This window comes from Methylorubrum rhodesianum, from assembly GCF_014199985.1.
Taxonomy (GTDB): Bacteria; Pseudomonadota; Alphaproteobacteria; order Rhizobiales; family Beijerinckiaceae; genus Methylobacterium; species Methylobacterium rhodesianum.
The window spans coordinates 99,204-122,324 of sequence record NZ_JACHOS010000015.1; the positions used below are offsets into that span (position 1 = coordinate 99,204).

Below are 23,121 nucleotides of genomic sequence, written 5' to 3' on the forward strand. Positions count from 1 at the left end.
GAGGCGCCGCGCCGTGCGGCCAACGGTAGGCCAAGGGGCTCGGCCAGAGGCTCGGGCAGGAGGCCCGGCAAATAGCCTGGCCAACGGGCCGAGCCTTGCCGAGCCTGCGTCATCCGAGCCGATGCGGCCTCAGGCTTGCGCTTCCTTCTTGCGGCGCGGGGCGCGACGCTTCTTCTCCGGAGCGGGCTCCGGCTCGGCGGCCACGGGCTCGGGCGCCGCCTCCGGCTCGGCGACCCGGCGCCGCTGCTGCCCCAGACCGAGGGCGCGTGCCAGTTCTGAGCGCTGCTCCGAATAGCTCGCCGACGTCATCGGGTAGTCGTTGGGCAGGCCCCACTTCGCCCGATACTGTTCCGGCGAGAGACCGCGCAGGGTGAGATGGCGGCGCAGCGTCTTGTAGGGCTTGCCGTCCTCGAAGCTGACCAGGAAATCGTGGCTGATCGACTTGCGGATCTCCTGCGGCGTCGCCTTCGGCGGGCCGGTCTCGAGGGACGGACGTCCGCTCAAGCTGACCGAGCGGATCGCCTCATGCACTTCTCCGAGCAGTTTCGGAAGCTCGGCGCTCTGGACATGATTGTTGCTGACATAAGCAGAAACGACATCCGCCGTAAGGGTAACGAGGCGGGCTGTTTCCGCATCCTGTTCACTGGTTTCCATGGCGCGATCTTCTATGAGGGAGGATTACCAGCAAGACGGTAAGCTCAGAGCCGCTGACGAGCAAGACATCATCTTTGAAATCGCGCTCAATCAGGTCGAAGAGAATGGAGCGCCGCGCCTGTTTCTATGCTTCCCGAATGGAAAAATAGCCGTTGCGAAGCTGCTGAAAAAAACGATTGCGTGCGACTTGCGGCTCAGCCTTTAGAGCTAGCTGGAATATTTCATATGTTAGGAACGGTATCGACGTCTTTTAGAAAACGATGCTGTTTCAACGGGTTGAGATTTCGGTGGCGGAGGCGGTTCCGGTGCTGCGGGTGCGGGTCGGGCAGCCTTGCGCTCGCGATGACGGTCCAGGTCCGGCAAAACACCTTTGGGTTGCGACACCCCGCCGCATGTCTCAGTATTTTCTGTGGATTTCCTTGGCCGCCTCAAGCGAATTGAGCGCATCGAAGAGACAAGGGCGTCCGGTCTCACCGTCGTCCCGGTTCAGCCTCAAGTCTATGTCCGCAATACAAGGTTGCGCCAACTCGATCGAGGTGGGGCGGAGCACGAGCCGCTGTTGCGCTGTCGAGATGCGGCCTTCGTCCCGGCTCGTATGAGCGGAATCTTATCGGGCTCGATCACAGGGGTACGGGGCCGGCCGTTTGGCAGCCGGCCGGCACCGAGCCTCCGGCGTCGGGCCGATAAGCCGGTTCCCGCTTCGCCGGGCGAAGATCGCCCGGAATGGTCCGGGGGTCAGTCGAGACCGAGCATCAGGCCGAGATTCTGGACTGCGGCTCCCGAAGCGCCCTTACCGAGATTGTCGAGGCGGGCAACCAGCACGGCTTGGCCGTGGCTGTCGGAGCCGAAAACCCGCAATTCGAGCCGGTCGGTATCGTTAAGGGCTTCCGGCTCGAGGCGCTCGCGGTGGGCGCCTTCCTCCGCGCCGCGCACGACCTTCACCAGCGGCGCGCCGGCATACCAATCGGCGAGCGCCGCCTCGAGGTCGCCCGGCGTCGGGCGGCCGGGCACCGTGCCGAGATGCAGCGGAATGCTGACCAGCATGCCCTGCCGGAAGTTGCCGACGGAGGGGATGAAGATCGGTCGGCGGGTGAGGCGGCTATAGGCTTCGATCTCCGGCAGGTGCTTGTGGCCGAAGCCGAGCCCGTAGAGCTGGAACGGTGCCCCCTCCCTGCGCTCGTAGCTCTCGATCATGCTGCGGCCGCCGCCGCTATAGCCGCTGACCGCGTTGATGCTGATGGGATGATCCGCCGGAAGCAGGCCGCGCTCGACCAGCGGGCGCAGCAGCGCGATCGCTCCGGTCGGATAGCAGCCGGGATTGGCGACCCGGCGCGCGTTGCGGATGGCCTCGGCCTGATCCGGCGCCATCTCGGCGAAGCCGTAGGCCCAGCCCGGCGCGATGCGGTGGGCCGTGCTGGCGTCGAGGAGCTTCGGGCCGCCCTCGGGCAGGCTGTCGGCCAGGGCCGCCGTCTCGCGGGAGGCGTCGTCGGGCAGGCAGAGCACGACGAGATCGACCTCCTCGAGGATCGTCCGCTTCGCGCCCGCATCCTTCCGGCTCTCGTGGGGGATGCTGACGAGGCGCACCCTGCCCTCGCGCTCCAGACGCTCGCGGATGCCGAGGCCGGTGGTGCCGGCCTCGCCGTCGATGAACACCTTCGGAGCGCTGACGCCGTCGGACATCGCAACAATCCTCGCTCGACCCTGGTCCGGGCCGCTCTGTATACGTGGCGGGTGGAGCAACCCGTTGCCTCGGTGGCGCGGAGGTGGAAGTTCCGCCCTCCCCTGTCAACGTCTTCGGTGCCCGCACGGGCTCTTCCGTGCGACCCCGGCCGGTCGTGGCCGAGCCGCGTTGTCCGTGGACAGGCCGAGCGCCGCCGGAACTCAAGATGACGCCTTCTGTTGACAGCCGAATGTCGCTCAGGAGGCGAACCCGATGTCAGGCACAGCGAAGAAGACTGATCCGAAGCTCTGGGACAAGGTCAAGAAAGAGGTGACGCAATCGTCCAAGGGCGGCAAGCCCGGACAATGGTCGGCCCGCAAGGCCCAGATGGCCACCAGCGAATACAAGAAGGAAGGCGGCGGCTACGCCGGCAAGAAGTCCGACGACAACGATCTCAAGCAGTGGACCGATGAGGAGTGGGACACCAAGTCGGGCAAGGCGAGCGGCAAGACCGGCGAGCGCTACCTGCCCAAGAAGGCGCGCGAGAAACTGTCCGATTCGGAGTACAAGCGCTCGACCGCAAAGAAGCGGGCCGATTCCGCGCAAGGCAAGCAGCACTCGAAGCAGCCCGCCGACGTGGCCAAGAAGGCGGCTTCCGCCCGCAAGACCGGCGGCAAGGCCGGCAGGACGACGGACAGGAAGGTGTCGGCCAAAAGCGGCAGCGGCGCGACCAAGGCGGAGCTGATGCAGCGCGCGCGCAAGCAGGACATTCCCGGGCGCTCGAAGATGACCAAGGGCGAGCTGGAGCGCGCCCTGGCCTGATCCGCGCGGGAGAGCGGCGAGGGCGGCTTCCGCCCCGCCGCGCTCGAAGGCGTCGGCCGCAACGACGTGCCGGCGCCCGATGGTCGAAGACATCCGGGGCCATCGAGGGAAATCGGCCGGGTCGGTGCAAGTCGCAACCGCCGTCGCGTCTTAAGGTCGCCGCAGCGAGGGCCGCCGGTTCGTCGGGCGCTGTGTCGGACCGTCACGCCGCCGCCGCACGAGCGGGCGTCGATGCATGGCCCCGGCGTTCGGAGGATGCTTTCGAAAGCTCCGTGGGGGACTCAGTTCTCGTCAGGGCCGGCCGCGGAAGGCTCGGGCTCGCCGTCTGTGTAGCCCTCAAGCCAGTCGAGGCTCTCTTGCGAACCCGCCTCGTAGGGGTTCGCGGAGTCGGGCTGGCCCATCGCCTTGGCGGCTTTGCCCTCTTCGAAGATCTTGCTCGATACCACGGCCATCGACCGATCCTTTCGCGATGCGGGCTCGGCCATCGCCGGGCCGGAGGGGGCGGGAACAGAAGCGATCCGGCGCCGCGGCGGTTCCCGCGGGAGCCGCCGCCGTTCTTACAAACTGCGATGGCTTTTCGCGCGAGTGTCTCGTTGGCGAATCGTCGCTTGGCGCAGTGAATCTCCCGCGCCGCGCGGGCTCGTCGGTGCGCTCCCCGCTTCGATCGAGCGCGGAGCCTGTCAGGAGACGGAATCGGGTTCCGGCGCGGGCTTGGCCTCGGCGCGGTGCAGGCGGCTCAGCAGCACGAGCAGCGAGCCGGGCAGCGGAGCTTCCAAGCTGTCCGGGGCGAGGATGTCCGAGCTCGCGGCCCGCCGGCGGTCGGGCCGCGGCTCGCGCTTCACGATGACGGGGGAACGGAGGCGGGCGGATCTGGGTGTCATGACGCGGTGAGAACTCAAAGGCGCATGATGAACGGTACTGCAAAGCCCCTCTTGCAGACCCCGCCCAAAGAGGGCGGACCCGTCGATGGAGGGTCGGCGGGGTGCAGGTACGAGTCGCTTTGGACGATGTGAACGCCGCCTTTCGGCTCCGGTTCCGCACATTTAGACTAGAAATTAGACATCATGCTTGTGGATTAGGCATTATTTGTCTTGTCTGTGCTATTTCGAACACGGCTCGCGCCCCGCCTCGATCGAGGCCGGGCGTGCGTGAAGGCCGTGGCCCTCCGGGCGTGCCGGTGGTAGAGGGCGCTCCATGCTCGAAGGTCTGCCGCCGCACCGACCCACGCACGTCCTGCGCCTGATCACGGACGAGCCCTCCGCTCGCGCCATGACCGAACTCCTGGGCGAGATGTTCGATCCCATGGAGACGGCGGTGGCCGCCTTCGAGGTGGAGGAGACCGGGGCGTGGCGGCTGGAGGCCTATTTCTCGGAGGAGCCCGACGCGGAGATGATCCGCGAACTGATCCGCCCGGTGCTCGGCGCGCAGGCGGATGAGGCGGTCTTCGAGACCATCGACCAGCAGGATTGGGTGCGCGCCTCGCTGGAGGGGTTGAAGCCGGTGCGTGCCGGCCGCTTCCTCGTCCATGGCGGCCACGACCGGCACCAGGTGCGGGGGAACGACCTCGCCATCGAGATCGAGGCGGCGCTCGCCTTCGGCACCGGCCATCACGGCACCACCCTCGGCTGCCTGCGGGCGCTGGTGGACGAGTTGAAGCGCCGCCGTCCGACCCACGTTCTCGATGTCGGCACCGGGACCGGCATCCTCGGCTTTGCCGCCGCCAAGGCGCTTCGCACGCCCGTGATCGCCGGCGATCTCGACCCCGAGGCCGTGACCACCGCCCGCGGCAATGCCCGTCTCAACGGGCTCGGTCCCTATATGCGGTTCTACCACGCGCCGGGTGTCCGCCACGCGCTCGCCGACCGGCCCCGCGGCTTCGACGTGGTCTTCGCCAACATCCTGGCCCGCCCGCTCAAGCGGCTCGCGCCCTCGCTCACCGCCGTGGTAGCCGATGACGGCGTGCTGATCCTCTCCGGCCTGATCGAGCGCGACGTGCCGGGCGTGCTCTCGACCTACCGCCACCGCGGCTTCCATCTCGCCCGCTCCGGCGTGATCGAGGGCTGGGCGACTCTGGTGCTGCGCCGGGGCGGGGCGGCCCCCCGCCCGCGCTGAGAAGCCCGCGCCGAGGAGGGTGTCGCGGGGTCGTCCGACGCGGTAGATTTCCGCCATGACGACGCCTCCCCCCCGCTTCCAGACCTTCGACGATCCGAGCCACGCCAAGGGGCCCGAACGGATCGAGGCCCTGCGCGCCGCCCTGCGGGAGGTCGGCGCCGACGGCTTCGTAGTGCCGCGGGCCGACGAGCATCAATCGGAATACGTTCCCGCCGACGCGGAGCGTCTCGCCTGGCTCACCGGCTTCACCGGCTCGGCCGGCCTCGCGGCGGTGCTCGCCGACGAGGCCGCCCTGTTCGTCGATGGCCGCTACACGCTGCAGGCGCCGGAACAGGTCGATACCGCGACGGTCACGGTGGTGCCGCTCGCCGAGACGACGCCGGAGGCGTGGCTCGGGACGCATCTGAAACCGGGCCAGGTCCTTGCCTACGATCCCTGGCTCCACACGCCCGACGGCGTGGCCCGCCTCGAGCGCGCCGCCACGAAGGCGGGCGCGTCGCTTCGCGCCGTGCCGGACAATCTCGTGGATGCGGTCTGGGCCGGGCGGCCCCGGCCACCGGCGGGTCGGGTCACAGTCCATCCCGACGATCTGGCGGGCGAAACGGTTCCCGAGAAGCTCGACCGCATCCGCGCCGCCCTCGTCCAGGGTGCGATCGACGTGCTCGTCATCTCCGATCCCCACAATCTCGCCTGGGCCTTCAATCTGCGCGGGGCCGACATCCCGCACACGCCCCTGGCGCTCGGATACGCCCTCGTTCCCCGCGAGGGACGCGCCGCGCTCTACCTCACCTCGGGGGCGATCGAGGCGGCCCTGCGCACGAGGCTCGAGCCGCTGGCGGATCTCCGGCCGCGGAGCGCCTTCACCGAGGATCTGGACGGCCTCTGCCGGAATGCCGCGCGGGTGCGGCTCGATGCGGCGACCGGCGCGGCGGCACTCAAGGATGGCGTCGAGGCCGCCGGGGGCGTCGCCGATGTCGGTGCCGATCCGGTCACCGCGATGAAGGCGGTCAAGAACGCGGCCGAGATCGCCGGCGCCCGCGCCGCCCATCACCGCGACGGGCTCGCCGTGACGCGCTTCCTCGCCTGGCTCGATCGCGCCGCCGCCGAGGGCGTGAGCGAGATCGCCGCCGTCGAGGCGCTGGAGGATTTCCGCCGGGAGAGCGGCCTGCTGCGGGACGTGTCCTTCCCGACCATCTCCGGCTCGGGCCCGAACGGCGCCATCGTGCACTACCGCGTCACCCGCGCCACCGACCGCAAGGCCCGGCCCGGCGAACTCTTCCTGATCGATTCCGGTGCGCAATACGCCGACGGCACCACCGACATCACCCGAACCGTCGCGATCGGCACGCCGACCGACGAGATGCGCGACCGCTTCACCCGCGTGCTCAAGGGCCACATCGCCATTGCCCGCGCCGTCTTCCCCGAGGGGACGACGGGGGCGCAGATCGACGCCCTCGCCCGCATCGGCCTGTGGGAGGCCGGCCTCGATTACGATCACGGCACCGGCCACGGCGTCGGCGCCTTCCTCTCGGTCCATGAGGGGCCGCAGCGCATCGCCAAGACCGGCACGGTGGCGCTCAAGCCCGGCATGATCCTCTCGAACGAGCCGGGCTATTATCGCAGCCGCGCCTACGGCATCCGCATCGAGAACCTGATCCTCGTCGAGGAGCGGACCATTCCCGGCGGCGACCGGCCGATGCTCGGCTTCGAGACCCTGACGCTCGCTCCGATCGACCGGCGCCTGATCGATCCGGCCCTGCTCGCACCGGCGGAGGCGGAATGGCTCGACGCCTACCATGCCCGGGTGCGCGAGGCGCTCGCTCCCGACCTCGACGGGCCGGTGCGGACTTGGCTGGAGGCGGCGACGCGGCCACTCGCCGAGGCCGCCGCGTGAACGCGCCCACCCGCCCCGCGATCCTGTTCGTCTGTCTCGGCAACATCTGCCGTTCGCCGCTCGCCGAAGCCGCCTTCAGGAGCGAGGCGGCGCGGATCGGGCTCGACGTGACGGTCGATTCCGCCGGCACCAGCGACTGGCATGTGGGCGAGCCGCCCGACGCCCGCGCGATCGCCGTGGCGCGGACGCACGGCGTCGAGATCGCCGGCTATCGCGGGCGTCAGGTGACGCCGGACGATTTTGAGCGGTTCGACCACGTCGTCGCCCTGGATCTCGCCAACCTCGCCAAGTTGCGCGCCCTGCGGCCGGCCGGTTCACGGGCCGCGTTGAGCCTGCTCCTCGACCATGTGCCGGGCCGGGAGGGCGAGCCGGTGGCCGACCCGTATTACGGAGCGGACGACGGCTTCGACACCACCTGGGACGACGTGACGGCGGGCGCCCGCGCCCTCGCCCGCCGCTTGGCGGGGCCGGAATGAACGTCCTCGCCCGCCGGGCGGCGGACCTGCTCGGCGTCTCCGTCGCCGAGGCTCGGCCGATGGCGGGCGGCGATCTGTCCCAATGCATGCGCCTGCGGCTGGAGGACGGACGCGTGGCGGTGGCCAAGACCGGACCGGCGCCGCCGGAGGAGGCCCGGATGCTCGCGGCCATCGCCGCGACCGGCGCGCCCGCCCCCGCCGTGCTGGCCGTGGACGCGACGCTGCTCGTCCTCGAAGCCCTGCCCGATACCGGTGCCGGGCCGGGCGCCGAGGCCGATCTCGGTCGGGTCGTTGCCCGCTTGCACGCCGCCACGGGCGAGGGCTACGGCTGGCACGCCGACTACGCCTTCGGTCCCGTGGCCATCGCGAATGCGTGGGCGGACGACTGGCCCGCCTTCTGGGGCGAGCGCCGCCTGCTCTGTCATGCCGGCCACCTCCCCGCCCCGCTGTTCCGGCGGGTCGAGCGGCTGGCGGGAGACCTGAGGAGCCGCCTGCCGGAACGGCCCCGCGCCGCCCTGCTCCACGGTGACCTGTGGAGCGGCAACGTCCTCACCGCCGGCGACCGGGTCTCGGGACTGATCGATCCGGCCTGCTATTACGGTCATGCCGAAGTCGATCTGGCGATGCTGAGCCTGTTCGGCCGTCCCGGTCCCGCGTTCCGCATCGCCTATGGGCCGTCGGAACCCGGCGCGTCGGAGCGTGCGCCGATCTACAAGCTCTGGCCGGCGCTGGTGCATCGGCGCCTGTTCGGCGCCGGCTACGACGGCATGGTCGAAGGGTGTCTGGAGGCGGCCGGCGTCTGACCCCGCGCCCCTCCGGAAAGGAGGCTGCCGGCGTCCGGCGGCGACGCCTCGTGCGAAAAAATCCGCTCAGAACATTCCGTTCGGATGGGCGGAGGTCTCGGGCAGGATCTGCAGCACGTCCCAGTGCTCGACGATCCGGCCGGCGGCATCGAGCCGGAAGATGTCGATGGCCGCGTAGTCGTGGTTGCCCGGCCAGTGCTGGAGACAGTGCAGCACGACGAGATCGCCCTCGGCGATCGCCCGCTTCACCTCGACCCGCTTGCCCGGCCATTCGCGGGCCATGCGCTCGAAATAGGCGATGAAGCCGTCCTTGCCGCTGGCGACGTGCGGGTTGTGCTGAATGTACTCCTCGCCGGCATAGCGCTCGATCGCCTCGCGCGGCCGGCACTCGTTGAACATCAGGTCGTAGAAGGCGATGGCATTCGCCTTGTTCGTCGCGAGATCGGTCATGCGGTCTCCGGGCGTGGACGGACCCGATCGTGCGACCATGAGCGGATGCACGTGGCCGCACGCCGCCCATCATGCCCGAACGGCGAAGGTTCGTCGTCAGCCCTGAAGCCGGAGCGGCGCGAAATCCGTCGCCACGTCGAACGCCAGGGCGACTGGGTCGACCTGCTCGGCCGCGGGCTCGATCCCAACGGGTCGGAGCGACGCCGGAGGCGGAACGGCCCCTACTCCGCCGGCGCCGGCATCGCCGACATCCGCGGCTCGAACCGGCCCTCGCCCGTCGGCTTCATCTCCACGCGCCGGTCGTGGTGCTTGTTCAGGGTCGAGCGGTGGCCGATCGAGACGATGGTGGTGCCGGGCAGGGTCTCGCGCAGCATCCGGTAGATCTCGGCCTCGGTCTCCTCGTCGAGGGCGGCGGTCGATTCGTCGAGAAACAGCCAGTCGGGCTTAGCCAGGATCGCCCGGGCGATGGCGAGGCGCTGCTGCTCGCCGCCCGACAGGCGGCGGTCCCAGGTATCGACCATGTCGAGCTGATCGGCGAGCTGCGGCAGCCGCGCGGCGCGCAACGCCTCGCGGATCGCCTCGTCGGAGAAATGATCGACGGTGTGCGGATAGGCCACCGCGCCGCGCAGGGTGCCGAGCGGGAGATAGGGCCGCTGCGGCAGGACCAGCGCCGATTGTCCGGCCGGCACGTCGACCCGGCCCTTGCCGAACGGCCAGATCCCGGCGATCGCCCGGAACAGGGTCGACTTGCCCGAGCCCGAGGGGCCGGTGACCAGGGTCGCGCCGCTCTTCGGAAGTTCGAACGCGCCCGCCTGCACGATCTCGCGGCCGTCGGGGAGGGCCAAAGTCAGGTCGCGGGCGGTCACGGCACCGGCGGTGTCGTTGCCGTTGGCAAGGCCGTAGCCGGCGCCCGCCAGCGCCTCCGCCTTGGTCATCGCCCGCTTGAACGAGCCGAGACGGATGGTGTTCGCCTTGTAGGCGGCGAGGATGGTGTAGGAGTTGATGAAGAAGTTCAGCGAGTTCTGGACGTTGCTGAACGCGTTCGACGTCTGCTGCAGGGCGCCCAGGGTGATCTTCTTGGCGAAGAACGACGGGGCGGCGATGACGAGCGGGAAGATCGTGCTCGCCTGCCGGTAGCTGAAGGTGAAGGCGATCAGCTTGATGCGCCGGAAGATGATGCCGACGTAGTTGTCGACGATGGCGTGGAACAGGGTGGCGAGGCGCGAGGATTCGGCCCGCTCGCCCCGCAGCAGCGCGATCTGCTCCGAGTAGATGCGGTTGCGCGCCAGCGCGAATCGGAAGTCCGCCTCGACCTGCTCCTGCCGGTAGTCGAGGCCGATCAGCGGCTTGCCGATCAGGTGGGTCAGCCAGGTGCCGACCACCGCGTAGGCGATCACCAGCCAGACCAGGAAGCCGGGGATCACCGTGTCGGTGAAGGGCAGCACGAAGTCGCGCGAGAGCGTCCATAGAATGACGATGAAGGAGACGAGCTGCGCGGCCTGCGACAGGAGCCGGGTCGAGAGCGTCGTGGTCTGGGCGATGAAGTTGTTGACGTCCGACTGGATGCGCTGATCCGGGTTGTCGGCGTGCTCGTCGACGAAGGGGATGCGGTAATGCGTGCCCTGCCCCAGCCAGCGCTCGTACAGGTTGTGGGTGAGCCAGGTGCGCCAGCGCAGCTGCAGCCCCGAATCGACGTAGATGTCGAACATGCCGATCACGACGTTGAGGATCGCCAGCGGTACGAAGATGTAGCCGAGCTGGTACCAGAAGGCCGCCGCGTCGAACTCCTGCAGCGCGTTGTACATGTCGCGGTAGAAGAAGTTGAACCGCAGGGTCAGCGCCACGTCGGCGAAGTTCACGAAGATCGACAGCGCCACGAGATTGCGGCCGATCTGCCCTTCCGTACGCCCGAAGCGGCGGAACATCCCGATCTCCCGGCTCGGGGCGTCGTGGCTGGCGAAGTAGGGGTCGGCGATCAGGGTGATGTCCCGGATCGGCTTCCAGTGGGAGATGGCCAGCACGATGCCGCCGAACACCACCGATCCGGTCGCCGCGAAATCCGGCGGCAGCAGCGCCGCGACGGTCGCGGGCAGCGCGCCCATGGCGGCGAGCATCTTGGCGCCGGCCAGCACGAGGTAGCCGATCCCGTACACCGAGACGAAGATCTTGAGATAGGCCGAGAGGTTGTGCGAGGCGACGAGGATGCCCGCCATCGCGAAGCCCGCGAGCGAGACGTAGAGCGGCGGGCTCGGAATTCCCGGCAAGATCACGGGGATGGCCAGCAGCAGGAGCGCGAAGAGCGCCGTGAGCACGGCCTGGATGCCGAGCCTGCTCTTGAATGCGGCCACGCGGATCACTCCTTCTCGCTGCACCGGCTCCGCCCATCCTCGTGTCGGATGAGACGCCGGCCGCCGGGTTCAATCGCCGAATGCGGCGCCCCTGGCTATCCGTCGTGGCGAGAACGTGGCGCGGGACGGCACCTGTCACGTGAAATTTCGGTCATGTCGTGGCCTGGAGCGGTCGCTCATCAGCGTTGCGGACCGCCGGGTGCGACACCGTGAACAGGTGCCGAGCCTGCCCCGGCTCAGCCGTGGTCAGTTCGCGTCCCAGTTCCAGTCGCCGTAATCCGGCTCGCGGCAGCGGTAGCCGATCGGGCATTGCGGGTTGTCGCGGGTGGGGACGAAGCGCAGTTCGGCGATCTCGGTGAGCTCGCAGAAGCTGCGGTCGCGCACGAAGCGTTCGGGCGGGCGCCCGCCGAAACCGAGCGTCACCGCGCCTTCCGCCTTCACCATGGCCATCGCCTCCGCACAGGTCGGCCGGGCCGCCTGCGTGCGCGGCTGGGCGAAGGCGGGAGAGAGGGCGAAGGGCGACGTCAGAAGGGGCGCCAGTGCCGAGCCGAGAACGGCGAGGGTGACAGGTTTCATCACGCGGGTACGGCCGACGGCCGGTCGCGGCCGCCAAGCTTGACCATGGCAGGTTCCGCCTGCGCCGGGAAGGGGTTGCCGTGCCTCTGCCGCATTCGAAGAGTCTATCCTGGCTCCGGGGGTCGTGAGGGGCCCTTCCGGTCCACGCCGCCCTGCGACCGGGGCCGAATCATCCGGCGGATCGGAGCGGAGCCGAGCCATGCGGGCCTGGGGATCCTCGACCTTGAGGCGGTGCCGCCGAAGATGTCGGAGCATCGGCTGAGACGTGCCCGCGCTGCTCGATTGCTGAAAGCTAAGTTCGGACGCTAGGATGACGATGTCGGGAGCAGAGGCGCACGAGACGGCGTTCGGGGCAACGATGGCGGAAGGCGCGCAGATCGTGGACGGGAAAGACGCGACGCGGGAGGCTCCCTCCCCCGCCCTGTCGCGACGCTTGATGATCCCCGTCATCCTCGCCGCGGGCTGGGGTGCCCTGTTCGCTTACACGCTGATCGTGCTCACCGATGACGGGCCGGTGGCGGCGCAGGCCGGGCACACGCGGCTCGCGGCGGCGGACGGGATCGACCTGCCGGAGGTGCGCCTGCCCGAACCGGAGCGGCCGGCCGCGCCTGCCGCCCATTCTCAGCCGCGGGTGCTCACGGTCGCCGCGCCCGCCCTGCCGCTGGACACCGTCGTGGCCCCGGTAGAGCCACGGCCCGCCGCGCCGCTGGTGGAGCGGGCGGCCTTCGTCGGCGTCTGGGGGCCGACCCCGGTCGCCTGCGGCCAGCGCCAGCGCCGCCGCGGCTTCCTGCCCGCCACCATCACCGAGGATGGTGCCAAGGCCGGGCGCACCGTCTGCCGCTTCCGCAACAACCGCCGCGAGGGCAGTGCCTGGACCATGGCCGCCGATTGCAGCGAGCGCGGCCGGCGCTGGACCTCCCAGGTCCGTCTTCTCGTCGAGCATGACCGGCTCACCTGGACCAGCGGCAAGGGACAGGCGAACTACATCCGCTGCGGACGCCGGTCCGATTGAGGCTTCCGCCTCCGTTCCCGCATCGCCTGTTGCCGGGAAGCGGCGGCCACGACCCGGGACGAAGCGTCAGGCGGCATCGGCCACGGCAAACCGCAGCCGCAGCGCGCCGGCCCGGAACACGACCCGCTCCGGCACGAACCGCCACAGGCGCTCGGCACCCGCGATCCGTTCATCCGGCTCCGGATCGAGCACGACCTCGGTGCGCCCGCTCATCTGCAGCAGATCGCCGGTCGCGAAATCCGGAAAGACGAGCCCCGCCCGCGGGTTCTCCAGCATGTTGCCCAGCGTGTTGAAGAAGCGGTTGCCGGAATAGTCGGGGATCGTGAGGCGGCCGTCCGCTCCGACCCGCACGAACCCGGCCGGCCCGCCGCGGTGCGAGACATCGACCTGCCGCCGCCCGCCCGCTTCCTCGACGGCGCTCGCGACGAAAAAGGTTTCCGCGGCCGCGACGACCGCCCGCGCCGCCGCGTCGAGCCGCTCCGACACGAGGGGCCGGGGGCGGGCCGCCCGCGGCAGGTCCGGCCCCACTTCGTGCCGGCTGCGGATGTATTGCGGGCAGTTCCCGAAACTCTGTTCGACGCGGACCGTGAAACCCTCCGGACCGCTCCGCTCGATCCGCCCGTTCAGGCGGTTGCGGCGGCGCGTGGCCAGTTCGATCCCGAGCAGGGCCACGCCGTCCCCGTCCAGCAAGCCGGCCTCGGCCGGGTCGTCGGCATCGCGCGGCGCCTCGACACGGAGATGGAACGGATCCGGCGCGTGGAGGAAACCCGGCGCACCCTCCCGCAGCGTCGCCCAGGGGCGGCCCTCCCCATCCACGCTTCCGATCACCGCGAAGGGCAGGAGCGGGAAGAACGCCCGATGCTGCGCGTTCAAGTGATCGCGGATCACCCGCGGGCCGAGTTCCGCCAGTCGTCCGGCGAGGCCGACGCTCTCTTGGATCGCCACCTCGCCCCGGTGCCAGGGCGAGGCCGCCGCGTGCTGCGCGCTCATGCCGGGCCTCCCGCCGCGTTCAGGCCGACCGGCGAGGCCGGCAGCGCCACGAAGCCGGGCAGCGCCTCGATGCGGGCGAGCCACGCGCGGACATGCCCGTAGGCCGCGAGATCGACATTCCCCTCAGGGGCTGCGGCGATATAGCTGTAGAGCGCCACGTCGGCGATGGTCGGGCGCTCGGCGGCGAGCCAGTCGCGGGACGACAGTTCCGCATCGATCAGCGCCAGGATCCGATGGGCGCGGGCGATCACCTCCTCCGCATCGAAGGCGGCCCCGAACAGCGTGACGAGCCGGGCGGCGCAGGGACCGAAGGCGATGGGTCCGGCCGCGACGGAGAGCCAGCGCTGGACACGTGCCGCCCCTTCCGCGTCCTCGGGCAGCCAATCGCCGCGCCCGAGCTTCTTGGCGAGGTAGACGAGAATGGCGTTCGAATCCGGTACGATCACGCCATCATCGTCGAGGACGGGAACCTGCCCGAACGGATTGATCGCCAGGAAGTCCGGCGAGCGGTTCTGTCCGCCGGCGAAATCGACCTCGACGGCCTCGTAGGGCTGGCCGACCAGCGACAGGAACAGGCGCGCCCGGTGGGCATGGCCCGAGAGCGTCAGGCTGTAGAGCTTCATGATCTCGTCTCCTCCGGCCGGGGGCCGGCCATGGCGCGATCACACTCCCTCTCGACGGCGCGGTGAACCCGTGTTGTCGGCAAGCGACTGTTGCGGCGTGTGGAATAATCGTCATTCTGGCCCGCCACGAAAGAGCGGGCGGTAGGAACCTCCATGGACCGTCTGCAGGGAATGCGTGTCTTCGTGCGGGTCGCCGAGGGCGGCGGCTTCGCCGGAGCGGCGCGCGCGCTCGGCATGAGCCCGGCCTCCGTCACCCGCGCCGTCGCGGCGCTCGAAGCCGCCATCGGCGCGCGGCTGTTCATCCGCACCACGCGTTCGGTCAAGCTCACCGATGCGGGTGGACGCTATCTTGAGGATTGTCGCCGGATCCTGTCCGAGATCACCGAGGCCGAGGCCGTCGCCGCCGGTTCGACCGCGACGCCGACCGGTGTCCTGACGCTGACGGCGCCGGTGCAGTTCGGCCGTCTCTACGTGCTGCCGGTCGTGACCGACTACCTCGCGCGCCACGCCACCGTCGCCGTCCGCGCGCTGTTTCTCGATCGGATCGTCAACATGGTCGAGGAGGGCATCGATGTCGGCGTGCGGATCGGGCACTTGGCCGATTCCGGGCTCACCGCCATTCGGGTCGGCAGCGTGCGCCGGGTCGTGTGCGCCGCGCCGGACTATCTCGAGCGGCACGGCGTGCCCGAAACTCCCCGGGACCTGCGCGCGCACGCGGTGATCGGCTCATCGAACCCCGGCGCCCTGCCGGAATGGCGGTTCGGGCCCGAGCAGCGCATGGCCGTCACCGTCCAGCCCCGGCTCACCTGCAACACGGTGGATGCGGCGCTCGCCGCCGCCGTCGACGGGTGGGGAATCGCGCGGCTGCTGTCCTATCAGGTCGCGCCGGCGCTGGCCGAGGGACGCCTGCGCCTGCTGCTCGAAGCGCACGAGGCGGCGCCCGTCCCGATCCACGTGGTCAGCCCGGAAGGGCGGCGGGCCCCGGCCAAGGTCCGGGCCTTCGTCGATCTCGCCGCGGCGCGGCTGCGTGCCGATCCGCGGGTGAACCCGGCCGCCCCCTGAGGCGGCCGGCCCTCGCCCTAGTTAGTACACATCGGCCTGGTAGCGCCCGGCCTTCTTCAGGGCCGCGAGATAGGCCACCGCCTCGTCGGGGTTCTTCCCCCCGAACTGCGCGGCGACGTCGATGATCGCCCGCTCCACGTCCTTGGCCATGCGCTTGGCATCGCCGCAGACGTAGAAATGGGCGCCGCCCTCCAGCCACTTCCACAGCTCGGCGCCGTTCTCGCGCATGCGATCCTGGACGTAGGTCTTCTCCTTGCCGTCGCGCGACCAGGCGAGCGAGAGGCGGGTCAGCACCTTCGCGTCCTTCAGGCCGTTCAGCTCGTCCCTGTAGAAGAAGTCGGTCGCCTGCCGCTGGTGGCCGTAGAACAGCCAGTTGCGGCCGGGTGCGTTCGTCGCCGCGCGCTCGCGCAGGAAGGAGCGGAACGGCGCGACGCCGGTGCCGGGGCCGCACATGATCACGTCCTTGGACGGATCCTCCGGCAGGCCGAAGCCGTGCGCCTTCTGCAGGTAGATCTTGACCTTGGTCTGCTCGGGCAGGCGCTCGCCGAGATGGGTCGAGGCGACGCCGAGGCGCAGCCGCGAGCGATGGTTGTAGCGCACCGCATCGACGGTGAGCGAGACGCGGCCGGCATCCATCTTCGGCGAGGACGAGATCGAGTAGAGCCGCGGCTGCAACTCGTCGAGCGCCTCGAGGAACACCTCGGCGTCGGGCCGGGCGCCGGGGAACTTGTGGAGCGCGCCGAGCACGTCGAGATAGGCGGCGTCGCCGTCGGGATCCTCACCGGCCGCCAGCGCCTGCGCCTTCTTGCGCGCCTCGCCCGAGGTCAGCAGCGAGAGGAGCTGGTAGAGGTTGTCCGGCGCCGAGCCCAGGGAATAGTCGGTCAGCAGGCGGTCGCGCAGGGTCTTGCCGCCGATCCTGCGCTCGGGGCGGGTGCCGAGTTCGGCGATCACCGCATCGACCAGAGCCGGAGCGTTGGCCGGGAACAGCCCGAGGGAGTCGCCGGCCGCGTACTCGATCGGCGTGTCCCTCAGGTCGATCTCGATGTGCCACGTCTCCTTCTCGCCGCCGGGCGCATTGAGACGCGTGCGGGAGAGGAACGTCGCCTCGACCGGGTTCTCGCGGCAATAGCCGAGGGGCCCGAGTTCCGGCTCCTTCTTGGGCGCGTCGGCCGCTCCCGTCTTCGGGGCCGCCGCGCCGCCCGCGCCGAACTCCTCCTCCAGCTTCTTCAGCATCCGGAGCGTTTCCTTGCCGCCGGGCTGGCAAAGGTTCAGCCGCTCCTCGTTCTTCAGGAAGATGGCGTTGGCGTAGTCGGCGCAGTTGTAGCCGCACTGGCCGCAATCCTGCTGGGCCATGGCGGCCATCAGCTTCTGCGCTTCCGAGCGATCCTTGGCGATGGCCATGCGGTCGTTGATCGGCATCGACGGGTCGTGCCAGGGCGCGTCGTCGTTGTCGGCGAGTTTTTCCGCACTCCCCGGCATCTCGCCGGGGGCGAGCGCCGTCGCGCCCTCGACCGCCGGGCCGAGCAAGGCCGCGAAGTAGCCCGAAAGCCAGGAACGCTGGTCGGCGCTGAAGGGGGCGCTCTCGGGGATGAGAACGAGCGGGGGCGCGACGTGCTGGGTCATGCGGCGGCCTTGAGGGCGGGTTGTTCTTCGGCGGCGTCGCGCAGGGCCTCGGGGCCGGTGCGCGCGGTGAAGGCCTGGAAGCTTTCCTCCGGGCCCTGACGGCGGGCGAGATAGGCGTTGAGCAGGGCCTCGACGCGCGCGGGCGCGTCCTCGGCCTTGACCGCCTTCCAGATCTCGGTGCCGATCTTCGGGTTCTCAGCAAAGCCCCCGCCGACCACGACGTCGTAGCCCTCGACGGTGTCGCCCTCCTCCGAGACAACGACCTTCGCGCCGATCAGGCCGATATCGCCGATGTAGTGCTGGGCGCAGCTATGATGGCAGCCGGTGAGGTGGACGTTCACCGGCACGTCGAGGGCCGGCACGGTCCGCTCGACATGGTCGGCGATGATCATCGCGTGACCCTTGGTGTCGGAGGCCGCGAACTTGCAGCCCCGCGCCCCGGTGCAGGCCACGAGCCCGGAGCGGATGCCGGCGGCCTTGGTGCTGAGGCCGAGCGCTTCGACACGGGCTTCCACCTCCGCCACCTTGGCGTCCGGCACACCCGAGAAGATGAAGTTCTGCCACACCGTCATGCGGATCTGGCCATCGCCGCACTCGGCCGCGACCTTCGCCAGCCCGCGCATCTGGTCGGTGGTCATCTTGCCCACGGGGAGCACCACGCCGACCCAGTTCAGGCCGGGCTGAGCCTGGGCGTGCACGCCCACATGGCTGAAGCGGTCGGTCGGCCGGCGGGGCGCGACATGGGCGGCGTCGACCCGGTCGAGCTTGCGCCCGAGCTTCTCCTCGACGGCGGCAAGGTACTTGTCGAAGCCCCAGGCATCGAGGACGTACTTCATCCGGGACTTGTTGCGGTCGGTCCGGTCGCCATTCTCGATGAAGACCCGGATGATCGCGTCTGCCACGCGGTTGCAGTCCTCGGGCTTGAGGACGATCCCGGTGTCGCGGGCCAGATCCCTGTGACCCGAGATGCCGCCGAGCACGAGGCGCATCCAGACGCCCGGTGCGACCGCTGCCCCCTCCAGGACCTCGATGGCCTGGAAGCCGATGTCGTTCGTCTCCTCCAGGGCCGGCGTCACGCCGCCGCCGTCGAAGGAGACGTTGAACTTGCGCGGCAGGCCGTAGAGCGAGCGATCGTTCAGGATCCAGTTGTGCCAGGCCTTGGTGAGGGGCCGCGTGTCCAGCAGTTCCCGGGCATCGATGCCGGCGGCGGGCGAGCCGGTGACGTTGCGGATGTTGTCGGCTCCCGCGCCCTGCGCCGTCAGGCCGAGATCGGTCAGCCCGTCGAGGAAGGGCTGTGCGTGCTCAGGGTTGATCTCGCGCACCTGCAGGCCGGCACGGGTGGTGACGTGGCTGTAGCCGCCGCCATGGGCGTCCGCGAGGTCGGCGATGCCGGCGAACTGCCAGTGCTGCAGGATGCCGTTGGGCACCCGGATCCGGCACATGTAGGAGACTTGGTTCGGCGCGACCCAGAACATGCCGTGATAGCGCCAGCGGAAGTTGTCCTCCGGCTTGGGCTGTTTGCCGGCGGCGGCGTCCGCCTTCAGGCGGTTATGGCCGTCGAAGGGATTTTCCGCGCGCTTCCACTTCTCCTGCTCGCAGAGCTTGCCGCCCGCCTTCACGGTGCGGTCCTGCGCCTTGATGTGGATCGCGTCCGGGCCCGTGGGGTCGGCGGGGGCGGACGCGGCCGCACCCTGCCCGAGCGCGAGGCCGCCGGTCATCCGGGCGGCGGCGATGCCGGAGGCGAAGCCTTCCAGGTAGCGCTTCTGCTCGGCGTTGAAATCGTCTGCCATCGCTGCCTCACTCACGCTGCGAGGGTTTTCGGGGCCGGGCCGAACATCAGGTCGTCCCGGTCGTCGGGAGAGAGCGGCGCGCCGGAGCGGATCAGCTCCTTGCAGCGCGCCTGCTCCGCGATATCGCCGACGAAGACCGCACCTAAGAGGCGGCCGTCGGCGATGATCAGCTTGCGGTAGAGGCCGGCAGCGGCGTCGTGCATCACGACCGCCTCGGCACCCTCGGGCGTATCGACCATGCCCGCCGAGAAGACGGGCAGGCCCGACACCTTCAGGCTCGTGGCAAGGGACGTGCCGGGATAGGAAGCGGCCTCGCCGACGAGGTGGCGGGCCAGCACCTCGGCCTGCTCGTAGGCCGGCTCGACGAGGCCGTAGACGACGCCCCTGTGCTCGGCGCATTCGCCGAGCGCGTGGATGGCCGGGTCCGAGGTGGTCATCCGGTCGTCCACCGTGATGCCGCGCCCGCAGGCGAGGCCGCAGCCCTGCGCGAGCGCCGTCGAGGCGCGGATGCCGACCGACATCACCACGAGGTCGGCCGGGATCACCGTGCCATCCTTCATCACGAGCCGCTCGACGCGGCCCTCGCCCTCGATCGCGGCGGTGTCTGCGGACAGCATCACCTTGACGCCGCGAGCCTCCATCGCCGCGCGCACGAGGCGGGCGGCGGCGTGGTCGAGTTGTCGCTCCATCACCCGGTCCATGACGTGGACGAGCGTGGTGTCGACCCCGAGCCGGGCGAGCCCGACCGCGGCCTCCAGCCCGAGCAGGCCGCCGCCGATCACCACGGCCTTGGCATGCTCGACCGCCGCCTTGCGGATCGATGCCACGTCGGCGAAATCGCGAAACGTGAGGACGCCGGGCAGGTCGATCCCCGGCAGCGGCAGACGGATCGGCAGCGAGCCCACCGCCAGCACCAACTTGTCGTAGGGCAGGACGTGCGTCTCACCGACGAGCGCGATGCGGTTGGCCCGGTCGATCTCGGTCACCGGCGCGCCGGTGACGAGGCGGAGCCTGTGCTCCTCGTACCAGGCGAGCGGACGGAAGCCGCAGGCCGCCTCGTCCACCTCGCCGCCGAGCAGCGAGGAGAGCAGCACCCGGTTGTAGGCCGCCACCGGCTCGGCGCCGACCACCGTCACGTCGTAGCGGCCCGGCGCGCGCTCCGTCAGCCGCTCGAGGAAGCGGAGCGAGGCCATGCCGTTGCCGACGACGACGAGTCTTTCCTTCGCGCTCATGGGCCCGTGATCCCCCTTCACGAAGTCAGGCGGCGAGGGCGGGCTTGGCGTGGCGGGCGTAGAGGAACTCCAGCACCGCGGCGCGGGCGTGGACGTAGGTGGCGTCCTCCACGAGGTCGAGCCGGCGGCGGGGCCGCGCCAGCGGCACGGGCAGGATCTCGCCGATGGTGGCCGAAGGCCCGTTCGTCATCATCACGATGCGGTCGGAGAGTAGCACCGCCTCGTCCACGTCGTGGGTGATCATGATGACGGTGTTCCGGAGCCGCGTCTGGATCTCCATGAGCTGGTCCTGGAGATGGGCGCGGGTGAGCGCGTCGAGGGCGCCGAACGGCTCGTCCATCAGCAGCACCGTCGGCTCCATGGCGAGCGCCCGGGCGATGCCGACGCGCTGCTTCATGCCGCCGGAGATCTCCGCCGGTCGCTTGTCGGCGGCGTGCATCATGTTCACGAGCGCAAGGTTGTGCTCGATCCACTGGGCACGCTCTGAGCGCGTCTTCTTGCCCTTCGAGACCTTGTCGACGGCCAGCGCCACGTTCTCGCGCACGGTGAGCCAGGGCAGGAGCGAGTGATTCTGGAACACCACCGCACGATCGGGGCCGGGGGCGTTCACCTCCTTGCCGTCGAGGAGCACGCCGCCGGTGGAGGCCTTGAGCAGGCCGGCGACGATGTTGAGCACCGTCGACTTGCCGCAGCCCGAGTGCCCGATGATCGAGACGAACTCGCCTTTGGCGATGTCGAGGTTCACATCGCGCAGGACTTCCGAAGTCTTGCCGCCGCGGCGGAAGGAGATGCCGACCTGGGAGAGGGAGAGATGGGCCATGTGAATGTGTCCCTCAGGCTGCGGAGGTGCCGCGGGTCACGAGCACGCCGACGCCGGCGACCAGCCGGTCGAGGACGAAGCCGATGAGCCCGACATAGACGAGGGCGACGATGATCTCGCTGATATGCGACGAGTTCCACGCGTCCCAGATGAAGAAGCCGATGCCGACGCCGCCGATCAGCATCTCGGCCGCGACGATGGCGAGCCAGGACAGGCCGACACCGATGCGAAGACCGGTGAAGATGTACGGCGCCGCCGAGGGCAGCATGATCTTGTAGAAAAACTCGATCGGGTTCAGCCGGATGACCGCGGCGACGTTGCGGTAGTCCTGCGGAATGTTGCGGATGCCGACCGCGGTGTTGATGATGATCGGCCAGATCGAGGTGATGAAGATCACGAAGATCGCCGAGGGCTGCCCGTCGCGGAACGCGGCGAGCGAGAGCGGCAGCCAGGCCAGCGGCGGGATCGTGCGCAGCACCTGGAAGATCGGGTCGAGCCCGCGCATCGCCCATTCGGACTGGCCGACCAGCGTCCCGAGCAGCACGCCGGCCACGACGGCCAGTGCGAAGCCCAGCGCCACGCGCTGGAGGCTCGCCGAGATATGCCAGAACAGGCCCTTGTCGGTGCCGCCGTTGTCGTAGAACGGATCGACGATGATGTCCCAGGCCTCCGTCAGCACCCGCGAGGGCGGCGGCAGGCCAGCGGTGGGGGAGGAGCACAGCACCTCCCACAGCAGCAGGAAACCCGCCAGGACGACGAGCGGGGGCAGGATGCGGGCGGCGATGCCGCGCAGCCCGGCCAGAGTGATGAAGGGCGCGCGGGCCTTCGCCGAGGCGCGCGCGCGGGTTGCGGTGAGCGTTGCTCCGGTGGCCATCACGCGACCTTCTTGATGCCGAGGCTGTTGAGGTAGGCGCCAGGGTTTTCCGGATCGAAGACCTTGCCGTCGAACATCGTCTCGACGCCGCGCGAGGTGGAGGTCGGGATCGTCGACACGCCGAGCGCCTTGGCCGCCTCGCGCCACAGATCCTCGCGGTTGACCTTGCCGATCAGCGCCTTGGTGTCGGTGGCCGCGTCGAACTTGCCCCACCGGATATCCTCGGTGAGGAACCAGAGGTCGTGGCTCTGGTACGGGTACGAGGCGTTGTCGGCCCAGAACTTCATGATGTGCGGGCTGTTCTCGACGACGCGGCCGGTGCCGTAGTCGAACTTGCCCTTCATCCGGTCGACGACGTCGGCCACCGGCACGTTGATCCACTGGCGCTTGGCCACGATCGCCGCCATCTCGTCGCGGTTCTCCGGCTTGTCGCACCAAGCTTGCGCTTCCATCACCGCCATCAGCAGGGCCTTGGCGGCGTTGGGATACTTGTCGACCCAGGCCGCGCGCATGGCGAAGGCCTTCTCCGGGTGGTCCTTCCACAGCTCGCCGGTGGTGATGGCGGTGTAGCCGATGCCCTGGTGGATGAGCTGCTCGTTCCACGGCTCGCAGACGCAGAAGCAGTCCATCGTGCCGACCTTCATGTTCGCCACCATCTGGGGCGGCGGCACGACGATGGTCTCGATGTCCTTGTCGGGGTCGATGCCGCCGGCGGCGAGCCAGTAGCGGATCCAGAGGTCGTGGGTGCCGCCGGGGAAGGTCATGGCCGCCTTCACCGCCTTGCCCGACGCCTTCTTGGCCTCCAGCACGGCTTTGAACGGCTTGGTGTCCAGCCCGATCTTGTGGTCGATATGCTCCTTGGCGATCGAGATGCACTGACCGTTCAGGTTGAGCCGGGCCATGATGTACATCGGCACCGGCACGTTGTTCTGCGTCACCCGGCCGGCGGAGATCAGATAGGGCATCGGCGTCAGGATGTGGGCGCCGTCGATGCCGTTGCCCTCGGAGCCGAGGACGAGATTGTCGCGGGTGGTGCCCCAGCTCGCCTGCTTCAGCACCTCGGTCTCGGGCAGGCCGTACTTGGCGAAGATGCCCTTCTCCTTGGCCACGAAGAGCGGCGCGGCGTCGGTCAGCGCGATGAAGCCGAGCTTGGCCCCCTTCACCTCCGGCCCCGCGCCCTGCGCGAAGGCACCGGCCGGCAGAGCGGCGCGGGCGGCACCCGCGAGGGCGAGGGCGGCCGCCGCTCCCTTCAGGACGCCGCGGCGGGTCGTGTTGCCGTGATCGATGCTCATCCGCTCTC

Annotated in this window: 23 protein-coding genes; 8 read left to right on the forward strand and 15 right to left on the reverse strand. The window is 69.7% G+C overall.

Translation table 11 applies throughout. From position 1 onward, the window contains the following. Positions 1-129 precede the first annotated feature (129 nt). A complete protein-coding gene (locus HNR01_RS20625) occupies positions 130-654 on the reverse strand; it encodes a Ros/MucR family transcriptional regulator (protein WP_026105396.1) in 525 nt (174 codons plus the stop codon). Between the two features lie 13 nt (positions 655-667). Between HNR01_RS20625 and HNR01_RS20630 the strand changes: the two genes are divergently transcribed. Then, positions 668-859: a hypothetical protein gene (locus HNR01_RS20630; protein WP_183669465.1), complete on the forward strand. Its 192-nt coding sequence runs from the start codon at positions 668-670 to the stop codon at positions 857-859. A gap of 530 nt (positions 860-1,389) precedes the next feature. Here HNR01_RS20630 and argC read toward each other — a convergent pair. Beyond that, positions 1,390-2,334 (reverse strand): N-acetyl-gamma-glutamyl-phosphate reductase, encoded by a 945-nt coding sequence (gene argC, locus HNR01_RS20635; RefSeq protein WP_183669467.1) that lies wholly within the window; start codon positions 2,332-2,334, stop codon positions 1,390-1,392. A gap of 253 nt (positions 2,335-2,587) precedes the next feature. Between argC and HNR01_RS20640 the strand changes: the two genes are divergently transcribed. Beyond that, complete coding sequence (locus tag HNR01_RS20640) at positions 2,588-3,136, forward strand: DUF5872 domain-containing protein (protein WP_183669468.1); 549 nt, start codon at positions 2,588-2,590, stop codon at positions 3,134-3,136. 281 nt (positions 3,137-3,417) lie between these two features. Here the strand turns inward: HNR01_RS20640 and HNR01_RS20645 are convergent, their stop codons facing one another. Both HNR01_RS20645 and HNR01_RS20650 read right to left on the reverse strand, forming a co-directional pair. Next, positions 3,418-3,588: a hypothetical protein gene (locus HNR01_RS20645; protein WP_183669470.1), complete on the reverse strand. Its 171-nt coding sequence runs from the start codon at positions 3,586-3,588 to the stop codon at positions 3,418-3,420. Between the two features lie 228 nt (positions 3,589-3,816). Then, positions 3,817-4,017 (reverse strand): hypothetical protein, encoded by a 201-nt coding sequence (locus HNR01_RS20650; RefSeq protein ID WP_153874767.1) that lies wholly within the window; start codon positions 4,015-4,017, stop codon positions 3,817-3,819. 313 nt (positions 4,018-4,330) lie between these two features. Here HNR01_RS20650 and HNR01_RS20655 point away from each other — a divergent pair, with 313 nt between their 5' ends. Genes HNR01_RS20655 through HNR01_RS20670 form a run of 4 tightly spaced genes read left to right on the forward strand, consistent with a single transcriptional unit; the run spans position 4,331 to position 8,421 of the window. Beyond that, positions 4,331-5,248: a 50S ribosomal protein L11 methyltransferase gene (locus HNR01_RS20655; RefSeq protein ID WP_183669472.1), complete on the forward strand. Its 918-nt coding sequence runs from the start codon at positions 4,331-4,333 to the stop codon at positions 5,246-5,248. A gap of 55 nt (positions 5,249-5,303) precedes the next feature. After that, the gene (locus HNR01_RS20660) at positions 5,304-7,142 is read left to right on the forward strand and encodes an aminopeptidase P family protein (protein ID WP_183669474.1); all 1,839 of its coding nucleotides are present in this window, start codon (positions 5,304-5,306) and stop codon (positions 7,140-7,142) included. Further along, positions 7,139-7,618 (forward strand): low molecular weight protein-tyrosine-phosphatase, encoded by a 480-nt coding sequence (locus tag HNR01_RS20665; protein WP_183669476.1) that lies wholly within the window; start codon positions 7,139-7,141, stop codon positions 7,616-7,618. The genes HNR01_RS20660 and HNR01_RS20665 overlap by 4 nt, the downstream gene beginning before the upstream one ends. Continuing rightward, entirely contained in the window at positions 7,615-8,421 is an 807-nt protein-coding gene (locus tag HNR01_RS20670; RefSeq protein ID WP_183669478.1) for a fructosamine kinase family protein, read from the forward strand. The genes HNR01_RS20665 and HNR01_RS20670 overlap by 4 nt, the downstream gene beginning before the upstream one ends. Before the next feature lie 66 nt (positions 8,422-8,487). Here HNR01_RS20670 and HNR01_RS20675 read toward each other — a convergent pair whose 3' ends face one another. The 3 genes from HNR01_RS20675 to HNR01_RS20685 form a co-directional block, all read right to left on the reverse strand. Continuing rightward, on the reverse strand, positions 8,488-8,871 hold the full coding sequence (locus HNR01_RS20675; RefSeq protein WP_183669480.1) for a nuclear transport factor 2 family protein: 384 nt from the start codon (positions 8,869-8,871) through the stop codon (positions 8,488-8,490). Between the two features lie 221 nt (positions 8,872-9,092). Next, complete coding sequence (locus HNR01_RS20680; protein ID WP_183669482.1) at positions 9,093-11,219, reverse strand: ABC transporter ATP-binding protein/permease; 2,127 nt, start codon at positions 11,217-11,219, stop codon at positions 9,093-9,095. A 246-nt stretch (positions 11,220-11,465) separates the two neighbouring features. After that, positions 11,466-11,795: a hypothetical protein gene (locus tag HNR01_RS20685; protein WP_017483644.1), complete on the reverse strand. Its 330-nt coding sequence runs from the start codon at positions 11,793-11,795 to the stop codon at positions 11,466-11,468. Positions 11,796-12,105: 310 nt separating this feature from the next. Here HNR01_RS20685 and HNR01_RS20690 point away from each other — a divergent pair, with 310 nt between their 5' ends. Continuing rightward, positions 12,106-12,807 carry a hypothetical protein gene (locus tag HNR01_RS20690; RefSeq protein ID WP_183669484.1) on the forward strand — a complete coding sequence of 234 codons (702 nt, stop codon included), beginning with the start codon at positions 12,106-12,108 and terminating at the stop codon, positions 12,805-12,807. 66 nt (positions 12,808-12,873) lie between these two features. Here HNR01_RS20690 and HNR01_RS20695 read toward each other — a convergent pair whose 3' ends face one another. Continuing rightward, positions 12,874-13,797, reverse strand: a complete 924-nt coding sequence (locus tag HNR01_RS20695; protein WP_183669486.1) for a pyridoxamine 5'-phosphate oxidase family protein — start codon at positions 13,795-13,797, stop codon at positions 12,874-12,876. Next, a complete protein-coding gene (locus HNR01_RS20700) occupies positions 13,794-14,420 on the reverse strand; it encodes a glutathione S-transferase family protein (RefSeq protein WP_017483641.1) in 627 nt (208 codons plus the stop codon). Before HNR01_RS20700 ends, HNR01_RS20695 begins: the two co-directional genes overlap by 4 nt. 153 nt (positions 14,421-14,573) lie before the next feature. On the opposite strand from HNR01_RS20700, the gene HNR01_RS20705 reads away from it, so the two are divergent. Continuing rightward, positions 14,574-15,482, forward strand: a complete 909-nt coding sequence (locus tag HNR01_RS20705) for a LysR substrate-binding domain-containing protein (RefSeq protein WP_183669488.1) — start codon at positions 14,574-14,576, stop codon at positions 15,480-15,482. Between the two features lie 21 nt (positions 15,483-15,503). Here the strand turns inward: HNR01_RS20705 and HNR01_RS20710 are convergent, their stop codons facing one another. From HNR01_RS20710 to HNR01_RS20735, 6 genes are read right to left on the reverse strand one after another with little or no spacing between them, the layout of a single operon-like run. Further along, positions 15,504-17,105 (reverse strand): sulfite reductase subunit alpha, encoded by a 1,602-nt coding sequence (locus HNR01_RS20710; RefSeq protein WP_017483639.1) that lies wholly within the window; start codon positions 17,103-17,105, stop codon positions 15,504-15,506. Then, positions 17,102-18,895: a NirA family protein gene (locus HNR01_RS20715; RefSeq protein ID WP_183669490.1), complete on the reverse strand. Its 1,794-nt coding sequence runs from the start codon at positions 18,893-18,895 to the stop codon at positions 17,102-17,104. Before HNR01_RS20715 ends, HNR01_RS20710 begins: the two co-directional genes overlap by 4 nt. A gap of 11 nt (positions 18,896-18,906) precedes the next feature. Continuing rightward, a complete protein-coding gene (locus HNR01_RS20720) occupies positions 18,907-20,127 on the reverse strand; it encodes an NAD(P)/FAD-dependent oxidoreductase (RefSeq protein WP_183669492.1) in 1,221 nt (406 codons plus the stop codon). A gap of 25 nt (positions 20,128-20,152) precedes the next feature. Then, complete coding sequence (locus HNR01_RS20725; protein ID WP_017483636.1) at positions 20,153-20,947, reverse strand: ABC transporter ATP-binding protein; 795 nt, start codon at positions 20,945-20,947, stop codon at positions 20,153-20,155. 13 nt (positions 20,948-20,960) lie between these two features. After that, positions 20,961-21,821: a nitrate ABC transporter permease gene (gene ntrB, locus HNR01_RS20730; protein ID WP_017483635.1), complete on the reverse strand. Its 861-nt coding sequence runs from the start codon at positions 21,819-21,821 to the stop codon at positions 20,961-20,963. Further along, positions 21,821-23,113: a CmpA/NrtA family ABC transporter substrate-binding protein gene (locus HNR01_RS20735; RefSeq protein WP_183669494.1), complete on the reverse strand. Its 1,293-nt coding sequence runs from the start codon at positions 23,111-23,113 to the stop codon at positions 21,821-21,823. Before HNR01_RS20735 ends, ntrB begins: the two co-directional genes overlap by 1 nt. Between the last annotated feature and the right edge of the window lie 8 nt (positions 23,114-23,121).

Excerpts from the sequence above, each read along its gene's own strand:
- HNR01_RS20660 (WP_183669474.1), top strand. The coding sequence starts at position 5,304 with ATGACGACGCCTCCCCCCCGCTTCCAGACCTTCGACGATCCGAGCCAC.
- HNR01_RS20725 (WP_017483636.1), bottom strand. The coding sequence starts at position 20,947 with ATGGCCCATCTCTCCCTCTCCCAGGTCGGCATCTCCTTCCGCCGCGGC.
- HNR01_RS20675 (WP_183669480.1), bottom strand. The coding sequence starts at position 8,871 with ATGACCGATCTCGCGACGAACAAGGCGAATGCCATCGCCTTCTACGAC.
- HNR01_RS20695 (WP_183669486.1), bottom strand. The coding sequence starts at position 13,797 with ATGAGCGCGCAGCACGCGGCGGCCTCGCCCTGGCACCGGGGCGAGGTG.
- HNR01_RS20655 (WP_183669472.1), top strand. The coding sequence starts at position 4,331 with ATGCTCGAAGGTCTGCCGCCGCACCGACCCACGCACGTCCTGCGCCTG.
- HNR01_RS20690 (WP_183669484.1), top strand. The coding sequence starts at position 12,106 with ATGACGATGTCGGGAGCAGAGGCGCACGAGACGGCGTTCGGGGCAACG.
- HNR01_RS20630 (WP_183669465.1), top strand. The coding sequence starts at position 668 with ATGAGGGAGGATTACCAGCAAGACGGTAAGCTCAGAGCCGCTGACGAG.
- HNR01_RS20650 (WP_153874767.1), bottom strand. The coding sequence starts at position 4,017 with ATGACACCCAGATCCGCCCGCCTCCGTTCCCCCGTCATCGTGAAGCGC.
- HNR01_RS20710 (WP_017483639.1), bottom strand. The coding sequence starts at position 17,105 with ATGACCCAGCACGTCGCGCCCCCGCTCGTTCTCATCCCCGAGAGCGCC.
- HNR01_RS20640 (WP_183669468.1), top strand. The coding sequence starts at position 2,588 with ATGTCAGGCACAGCGAAGAAGACTGATCCGAAGCTCTGGGACAAGGTC.
- HNR01_RS20700 (WP_017483641.1), bottom strand. The coding sequence starts at position 14,420 with ATGAAGCTCTACAGCCTGACGCTCTCGGGCCATGCCCACCGGGCGCGC.
- HNR01_RS20645 (WP_183669470.1), bottom strand. The coding sequence starts at position 3,588 with ATGGCCGTGGTATCGAGCAAGATCTTCGAAGAGGGCAAAGCCGCCAAG.
- HNR01_RS20715 (WP_183669490.1), bottom strand. The coding sequence starts at position 18,895 with ATGGCAGACGATTTCAACGCCGAGCAGAAGCGCTACCTGGAAGGCTTC.
- HNR01_RS20625 (WP_026105396.1), bottom strand. The coding sequence starts at position 654 with ATGGAAACCAGTGAACAGGATGCGGAAACAGCCCGCCTCGTTACCCTT.
- HNR01_RS20735 (WP_183669494.1), bottom strand. The coding sequence starts at position 23,113 with ATGAGCATCGATCACGGCAACACGACCCGCCGCGGCGTCCTGAAGGGA.
- ntrB (WP_017483635.1), bottom strand. The coding sequence starts at position 21,821 with ATGGCCACCGGAGCAACGCTCACCGCAACCCGCGCGCGCGCCTCGGCG.
- HNR01_RS20705 (WP_183669488.1), top strand. The coding sequence starts at position 14,574 with ATGGACCGTCTGCAGGGAATGCGTGTCTTCGTGCGGGTCGCCGAGGGC.
- HNR01_RS20685 (WP_017483644.1), bottom strand. The coding sequence starts at position 11,795 with ATGAAACCTGTCACCCTCGCCGTTCTCGGCTCGGCACTGGCGCCCCTT.
- HNR01_RS20670 (WP_183669478.1), top strand. The coding sequence starts at position 7,615 with ATGAACGTCCTCGCCCGCCGGGCGGCGGACCTGCTCGGCGTCTCCGTC.
- HNR01_RS20720 (WP_183669492.1), bottom strand. The coding sequence starts at position 20,127 with ATGAGCGCGAAGGAAAGACTCGTCGTCGTCGGCAACGGCATGGCCTCG.
- argC (WP_183669467.1), bottom strand. The coding sequence starts at position 2,334 with ATGTCCGACGGCGTCAGCGCTCCGAAGGTGTTCATCGACGGCGAGGCC.